General features: G+C 37.6%; 7 protein-coding genes. 5 read left to right on the forward strand and 2 right to left on the reverse strand.

Features of this window, described 5'->3' with window-relative positions; all coding sequences use genetic code 11:
* Both AC1DPQ_RS10540 and AC1DPQ_RS10545 read left to right on the forward strand, forming a co-directional pair.
* On the forward strand, positions 1-274 hold a 274-nt coding region (locus AC1DPQ_RS10540), incomplete at its 5' end, for a hypothetical protein (RefSeq protein WP_477609168.1).
* A 17-nt stretch (positions 275-291) separates the two neighbouring features.
* Positions 292-864 carry a GNAT family N-acetyltransferase gene (locus AC1DPQ_RS10545; protein WP_477609170.1) on the forward strand — a complete coding sequence of 191 codons (573 nt, stop codon included), beginning with the start codon at positions 292-294 and terminating at the stop codon, positions 862-864.
* Between the two features lie 83 nt (positions 865-947).
* Here AC1DPQ_RS10545 and AC1DPQ_RS10550 read toward each other — a convergent pair whose 3' ends face one another.
* Positions 948-2,771, reverse strand: coding sequence for a tetratricopeptide repeat protein (locus AC1DPQ_RS10550; protein WP_477578191.1), 1,824 nt, complete (start codon positions 2,769-2,771; stop codon positions 948-950).
* Positions 2,772-2,999: 228 nt separating this feature from the next.
* Here AC1DPQ_RS10550 and AC1DPQ_RS10555 point away from each other — a divergent pair, with 228 nt between their 5' ends.
* The 3 genes from AC1DPQ_RS10555 to AC1DPQ_RS10565 all read left to right on the forward strand — a co-directional run bounded on the left by AC1DPQ_RS10555 (position 3,000) and on the right by AC1DPQ_RS10565 (position 7,342).
* Positions 3,000-4,883 (forward strand): S9 family peptidase, encoded by a 1,884-nt coding sequence (locus tag AC1DPQ_RS10555; RefSeq protein WP_477578189.1) that lies wholly within the window; start codon positions 3,000-3,002, stop codon positions 4,881-4,883.
* Between the two features lie 3 nt (positions 4,884-4,886).
* Positions 4,887-6,560 (forward strand): sensor histidine kinase, encoded by a 1,674-nt coding sequence (locus AC1DPQ_RS10560; RefSeq protein WP_477609172.1) that lies wholly within the window; start codon positions 4,887-4,889, stop codon positions 6,558-6,560.
* A gap of 92 nt (positions 6,561-6,652) precedes the next feature.
* The gene (locus AC1DPQ_RS10565) at positions 6,653-7,342 is read left to right on the forward strand and encodes a response regulator transcription factor (RefSeq protein ID WP_029274172.1); all 690 of its coding nucleotides are present in this window, start codon (positions 6,653-6,655) and stop codon (positions 7,340-7,342) included.
* A gap of 114 nt (positions 7,343-7,456) precedes the next feature.
* On the opposite strand, the gene AC1DPQ_RS10570 is transcribed toward AC1DPQ_RS10565, so the two are convergent.
* Positions 7,457-8,363: metallophosphoesterase (locus AC1DPQ_RS10570; RefSeq protein ID WP_477609174.1), on the reverse strand; the 907-nt coding region annotated here is incomplete at its 5' end.

Raw genomic sequence — 8,363 nt, forward strand, 5'->3', positions numbered from 1 at the left:
GTTTTTAAGCATGATACGAACTAACGACTCTCAAAAAATAGACAATTCCACACGTAATTATATTTATACTGGGTACCTAACTGCAATTTTCGGCGGCATTTTAGGGCTGATGATTGGTTGGGATTTAATGAAGAAAAAGAGAACATTAAATACTGGCGAAAAGGTTTTTTCTTATTCACTAACCGATAGGCAGCATGGCGCCAGAATTTTAATTTTGGCAGCAATTTGCTTCGTTTTGTTGCTAACCTTAACTATTATTGCATTAGATGCCTAAGCCATCCATATCCAGAAATGATTGTCATTACCAAATCTTCTACTACAAAAGAGCTTGAAGGCATTCTTGAGCTTCAAAAGCAAAACTTAAAGAAAGATTTAACTCCAGAACAAATAAAAGAAGAAGGCTTTGTTACCGTTTCGCATTCGCTTGATGATCTGGAAAAGATGCATCGGCACGAACCCAACATTATTRCAAAAGATGAAGAATTGGTAGTGGCTTATGTGTTAGCAATGACTGAGGAATCTAAAAATGATATCCCAAGATTGGTTGAAATGTACGAAAGTTTCGATCACATGCAATATCACGGTAAATCCATTTCTTCTTATTCCTATATCGTTGTAGGGCAGGTGTGCGTTAGTCAGGCTTATCGTGGTAAAGGTTTGTTCGATCAATGTTATGGGGCTTATAAAGATTATTTTAAATCTAAATACGATTTCGCAATCACCGAAATTGCAAGCATCAATTTACGGTCAATGAATGCACATAAACGTATTGGTTTCGAGGTTATTCATACTTATACAGATCACAGCGCGGTAGAATGGAACGTTGTGGTTTGGGACTGGAAACGTTATAGCGTTTGGCGTTGAGGGTGTGGGGCAATTAACCAGTTACAACAATTAACCGATTAACCATTACGAACGCACTAATGACTAATGAACCATTGAACTAATCAAACTCCATCTCCGCGTAAATTCCTAAACCTTTTCCTGGCTTCGGCACTGAACATGCTCCCCGGGTAATCCGTAATAAGTTTCTGGAAATAGATTTTGGCCTGCGCAATGTCGTTCAATTTCTTTTCATAAAGATCGCCCAATGTAAAAAGTGCATCGTCTGTCCAAATCCCATCTTTAAAATCTTCAGTTACCTTTTTCAAGATATCGGCTGCCTTTTGGAAATCGTTGGCTTTGATGAGAATTCTTGCTTTACTCATCATTATCGCGTCGGTTAGGCTATTTTGTGGAAACGCTATCGCAATACTATCCATTTTTTTAACTGCTCGTTCAGGGAGGTTTCTGAATAAAAGCATCTCTGCATCGGCATACATTTTTAGTGCGTTGCTATCAGCAGGGGTTTGAATATTATCGTTAATCAGTAGACTCAGATTCAGCGCATCGTTTGCAATGAGTTGTGAAGTCGCAGCCTTTAAAACTAAGCATTGGCCATTGCTGTATTCGAAATTACCCTGATAAAAGGAAAGTTTTGCGCTCCTGAAGCGTGCTTCATTTCCTACGGGTTGCCCCTCAAATTGTTTGCTCACTTGCTCGTACACTAAAAAAGCTTCCCAGGGTTGGTTGGTTAAAATATAAATATCGCCTAAATCGAGTTTCAGTTGGCCTAACTCCTGATCGTTAATGCCAGGCATTTTTATGGCTTCTTCCAGTTCTTTTTCTGCACTACTGGGTTGATTTAAATAGTAAGCCTGCAAGTTTGCGAGTTTTTTTATCGCGAAAAGTGTGTTTCTGTTCTTGCCGTTTTCGTCCAGTAAGGCCTGATAATCTTTCGCTAACAGATCAAGGTCGGCTACTGTATATTTCCCGTTGGTGCGCAGGTTATACTTGGTATTGAGCATTTCTATTTTTGAAGGAAGATAATACTGGTTATCTTTTCCTTTAGTTAACAGGTAATCGTAAGCTTTAATCGCTGTTTCGTATGCGCCATTGTCAACAAATGTATAAATGGCATTAAACAAGGTACCTCCATCAGCTTTGGTGCGTTTATCGTATGCAATTAGTTGGCGCAGGGCCATATCAAATTCCTGTTGTTGAATATAGTTCCAGGTAAGTAACTGAATATAAATTTCGGCATCGGGCTCTTTCTGTATTTTCCTTAAAATGGCTGCCTGAAAGGTTTGGTAATCGTTTTTGTCCTCAAAAATAGATGCCAGTACGGCTTCAGCCTGCGGTAAAAGCTGCGGCATGGTGCCCATGGCATCAAGGTACTCTTGCATGAGCATGGGCTTATCCTTTTTAAAACGGTAGATATTTAATAGCTCAAAGGCAAAGAGTTGATCGTTGCCCAACAGTTTTCTTCCCTGCTTAAAAGTTTGAACCGCAAATTCATAATTTTCAAAACGATAAAAACTATTGGCTAAATTCCTGATCTTAAATTCATCTTTCGGAAGTTTATTAATAACATCGGTAAAAATCTTGTTTGCCGCTTGTACATCACCCTTCTCTTGATAAAGTTTGCCCAATGCTATTGGATAAACATCACCCTGTGGATTTTTTTTTATTTCCCTTTTAACCACTTTCTCCGCAACGTCATAACGCTTCAGTTTAACCAATGTATTAAAGTAAATGTCGAAATAGGCTTCGTTATTGGGTATGGCATAAAGTTTTTCCAGTAGCACAACTGCTTTTTCATAATCACCATCATTATAGTATTGAATGGCCAGGCTACTTTCATCAGGTGCAATCTGTTGATTGGGACGGAAGATTTGTGCGTTGGCCCAAAGAGATAGAAATAAGAATATGATGAAAAGCAAGCGGTTCATAAACCCTAAATTATAAGTTTTAAATGTAACATTTTAATACATCTTTAGCTAAAGCATCAATTGATATTAAACGTATTTTAAATGTTACCTGTATTTTATTTTGTAGGTATTTTATAAATACTAAATTGAACMACGACTTATTATTGATTGCATAAGTAACATTGTTGGTGTAAATCGCAGTTAAGTTGTTATGATACTTATTTTTGTCATCCCGTAAAGGATTTATTTATGCTAAAAAAGATTTTTCTATTGTTAATGGTTGCATTGATCTGGGCCTGTAAAGGCGCTAACAATGATACTATTCCTGTGGACGACTTTTTTAAAACGCAGGATAAAGCCTATTATCGCATTTCTCCGGACGGGAAAAGTCTTTCTTATTTAAAGCTTCATGATAAAAAACTTGATCTTTTTGTTGAAGATCTTGCTACTGGAAATAGTCTTCAGTTAACCCATTTGAATGGGAAGAATATTAGTTTTCATTTCTGGACCAGCAATAACGAGTTGATTTATTATACTGAAGATGAATCTAAAGAGCGTAAATCGGATATTTTCGTGATCAATAAAGATGGAAGCAAGCAGGTTCAGCTGAGTGCAAACGAGAAAAACAGGTTGAGGGTAATAGAAGATCAGTTGATTGATGATAAATACATTATTGTTGCATCCAATAAACGCGATTCGACAGTTTTCGATGTTTACCGCTTAAATGTTCGGAATGGTAAAATGGATATTGCAGCTAAAAACCCCGGCAATATTACCGAATGGATGACAGATAACAGAGGGGTGTTGAAAATTGCTGTAGCGAGTGATGGGGTGAACGAAACTTTAATGTACCGGGAAAACGAAAACCAGGCCTTTGCTCCGGTAATTACCAATAATTTCGAAACCACTTTACAGCCAGTTGCCTTCTCCGAAAGCCAACCTAATATACTTTATGTCATTTCAAATGTAAATAGGGATAAGAATGCACTAGTGGCACTCGATTTAAAAACTGGTAAAGAGAAACAAGTGCTTTTTGCAAACGATACCTTAAATGTAGTAGATGCAAAATATTCGCGACCACAAAAGAAAATGCTTTTTGTAACCTGCGAAACCTGGAAAAAGGAAAAATATTACCTGGATGACAGTACGAAGATTACCTATTCCAAAATAGATCGGCTTTTGCCAGGTACCGAATGGAAAATTATGGATAAAGATAAAATGGACAAGGTTTTTGTGGTAAGAACATTTACTGATAAAAATCCGGGTTCCTATTATCTCTATACCGTTAGCGAGAATAAACTTAAAAAACTAACTGATATTAGCCCATCTATTAAACAGGGCGATATGAGTGTCATGAAACCAATCTGTTTTAAAAGTTCGGATAATTTAACCATTAACGGTTATTTAACCTTACCCAAAAATAAAAAGGCTGTTAATTTGCCTGTAGTGGTTCTGCCACATAATGGCCCTGCAGGGAGAAATAGTTGGGGCTATAATGCAGAAGTTCAATTTTTGGCTAACCGTGGTTATGCTGTTTTGCAGGTAAACTATCGTGGGTCTACCGGCTATGGTAAATCTTTTTATGCCGCTGGTTTTAAGCAGTGGAGCGATAAAATCCAGGAAGACGTTAACGATGGTGTAAAATGGTTAATTGCCAAAAAAATTGCCAATCCTAAAAAAATCGCCATTTATGGCAATGGTTTTGGCGGTTATATTGCATTAAATTGTTTGTATAAAAATCCCGATCTTTATAAATGTGGTGGATCAAATTCAGGAGTAATCAATTTGTTTAGTTACCTGAAAACCATCCCACCGTTTTTAAAAGCGAATTTGCAGATGTATTATGAAATTGTTGGCAATCCGGTAACAGATACCGATTATATGCGGTTTGCATCACCTGTTTTCCATGCCGACCGGTTTAAAGCGCCTGTGTTTATAGCACAGAATCCTAAAGATCCTCGTGTTAATGTAGCGGAAGGTGTTCAGTTTATTAAAGAGCTGAAAAAACGGAATGTTCAGGTTACCTATATCGAAAAGGAAGAAGGTCCAAACCCTATAGTACGTCAACAAAGTAGAACTGCTCTGTACAAAGCATTAGAAGAATTTTTACAGGAAAATCTAGGTAAGAAATAGGGTATGGCCTTAGATAAAAAAAGTGGATATCGTAAAAATTTCTCGCTCGGTATAACCTTCATTGTACTCATTTCCATTCTTTTTATTCTATCGCTTTTTTTAGCGTTTAACTACAGCAAGAAATCGATTGAGAACGATTTTGTATCTGAGAAAGTAAACGTGCTAGAGCAGAGTATTAAGCCTTATAACGATTTCTTTCAGAATAAAATGCCCGAGATTTCGTATTATAGTGGCTTTTTAGATTCTTCTACAGCAGCAAAGTTTGTAGATACCGTGATGTTAAAATATCCTTTTATCTCGAAGGTTACTTTTTACGATACAGAGGTAAAGAATGTTCCCGTAAAAGATGGGATCAACGCAAACCACTTAGGTATTGGCCCTAAATCTATTTTTCAGTTTGGCAAAGGTGTTAAACCCGATTCGGTAAAATTATATTCAGAAGATGATACCAGATCTTTTAATGTGGGGAGCGATTTTAATGCAATAGCCATAAAACTTGCCACTTTTGTTGAGGATCTGGATACAGCATCGGTACCTACACAAGAGGAATTGTTTACTAATTTTTCTATCGTTAACTCGAATGAAAATAAAATCACCTATTTAAATATTCCGCGTCGGGAAGATTTAAGGGCCTATAAAGATATGATCAGACGGAAGTTAAATCCAGCGCCTGTTTATCAACAGGATGTACTGGTTTTTAATCTCGATGCACATAAAATAAAGATCATCAATACCAGGCCATTGTTGTACCAAACGATCAGGATTGAGCCGTTGACTTACGATCCGATTGATACTTCTGACGAAAATATTAATACCGAAATTGCTCTGCCGGGCGCATTTTCTGATTTTAAACTCTACCTTATTTCATCAAGATCTTACATCAAGAAAGAAATTTTTATTTACTTCATGCCGATCGCCCTGGTGCTTTTATTGGTATACGGCGTACTTTTATTGGTTGCTTTTTTGATTTACCGTAACCTGAATATCAATAGCAAAATGTTTAAGCTGCAGTACGATTTTGTGAATAACCTTACGCATGAGTTTAAAACGCCCGTCAGCGTGATTAAGATTGCGGGAAACAATATTAAAAGTGCTACTACATTAAGCCAGAGGGAACAGCAACTTTATGGCAAGATACTGGATGAAGAAGCCGACAAGCTGAATGGCTTAATGAACAAATTACTGGCCTTTACGCAGATTGAAAATAAGGCGATTAAGCTGAATCAGGAAGAAGTTAATATTGTAGATTTTATTGAAAGTACCATCGAATCGCATACATTAAAACATCCCGATTTTAATATTACCTACGAGGTGGTGGGCTTTAAAACCTTTATTACCGATCCGGTATTATTGGGGAGTTTATTCGATAATCTGGCAGAGAATGCCTACAAATATTCGAAACCAGAACAGAAAAAATTACACATTAGTGCAAAGTTGATTAAAGGGGTGCTGGTTTTTCGGTTTGCCGATAAGGGAATAGGTATCGCAGCATCAGAATTAAACAATATATTTAAGAAGTTTTTCAGGATACAGAATGAATATAACCAAATGGGCAGTGTAGGCCTGGGTTTGGCATTCTGCAAAGAACTGGTTAACTTTATGGAGGGAGAAATCTCTGTAAAAAGTAAAGTAGGAAGTGGTACTGAATTTAAGATTGTGCTGCCTTATAATAGTTAAATTTTAGGAGTTGGAAGGTTGTAAAGTTGAGTTTAACCCTTTAAACATTACAGCGTTTCAACATTACAACCGCATATAAAACACACATACAAATGTCAAAAGAAGTAAAAATATTAATTGTAGAAGATGATGAAAATCTTCGCTTTCTTGTGGCCCACCGTTTAAAGGCTGAAGGTTATACTGTGCTTGAAGCAAATGATGGCGAAGCTGGTGAAAGAATGATTGTTGCCGATCAGCCTGATATTGTTTTATTGGATTGGATGATGCCGGGTAAACAGGGTGCCGAAGTTTGTGAGAATGTGCGCAAGCAAGGATTCGAAAACCTGATCATTATGATGACTGCTAAAGCGCAGGATGTTGATAAAATTGACGCCTATAACTTTGGTGCATCTGATTATATTACCAAACCATTTAATATGGATGTTTTGGTTGCGATGTTGGAGAGTAAGGTGAAATTTATTGTGAATAAAGATACGGCCGAAATTCACCGTTTTGGTAATATGGAACATCATCCAAACATCCACACGTTGTTTAGGGATGGAAAGAAGATCGAGTTAACGATATTGGAAAACCGTATCCTCCTTTATTTCTTGCGCAACCCAGGTAAAGTTATCAACCGTGATGAATTGATGTTGGTGGTGTGGGGCTACAACTCTGATGTGAATACAAGAACGCTTGATATGCATATTGTGCGTTTACGTAAGAAGATAGAATTGAACCCTGATAATCCGCAGTTATTACAAACTGTTAGGGGGGTAGGTTATCGCTTTAACGCGGGATAAATATAATTCTTGAATGAGAGAATGATTGAATTAGCGAATGTTTTAGGCCTGATGCCGATATTCTCTCATTCAATCATTCAAAACTCACTCATTCAAAACTCACTCATGTTTAGTCTAAGCCCTCTTCAAAGTAAATATTGTAATCTCAGGTAAAATACCAACCCTGCCCGGATAACCTAAAAAGCCATAGCCCACATTAACATAAAGCTGTTGTTTTTGCTCCTGGTACAAACCCGCCCATTCTTTGTAAATGTATTGCACCGGGCTCCATTGAACCTCTTTGAAACGAACGCCAAACTGCATTCCGTGGGTGTGTCCGCTAAACATCGCATCTATTTGTGGATATTTCTTTAAAACCTCTCCACGCCAGTGCGAAGGATCGTGACTAAGCAAAAGTTTAACCGGTAAATCGTCTGTATGCTGAACTGCAAGCTCCATTTTTCCATATTTAGGGAAGCGGCCCATTCCCCAGTTTTCAATACCTAAAATCCCGATTTCTTCTCCATCTACTTTTAATCTCCGGTTTTCGTTCATTAGTAAATCGTATCCCATTACTTTATGCACATCAACCATATCTTTCAGGTTTTTTACCTTGGCAGGAGAAGATTCTTTGCCAAAAAAATAATCACCATAATCGTGGTTTCCCAATGTTGAATATACACCTAGAGGTGCTTTTACTTTCGAAAATATATCCTGATAATCTCTTACCTCGTTGGTAAGGTTATTCACTAAATCGCCGGTGAAAAAAACGAAATCGGGTTTCTCGCCCAATAGCATTTCTACACCGCCCTTTACGGCTGTTTTATTGTAAAAGCTTCCAGAGTGGATATCCGAAATCTGCCCCATGGTAATGCCGTCGAAAGCTTTGGGTAGGTTAGGGAGGATTAAATTTACCCGTCGTACCTGATAATCGTATGCGCCAGAAATAATGCCCCAGCTTAATGAAGTTAAGGGTACTGCTGCTGCCACCAATCCGGCCTTAACCAAAAACTCAGAGCGTGAAATGGGTTCTGCTGTTGTA

The organism is Pedobacter sp. 01T416_2 (assembly GCF_056398925.1).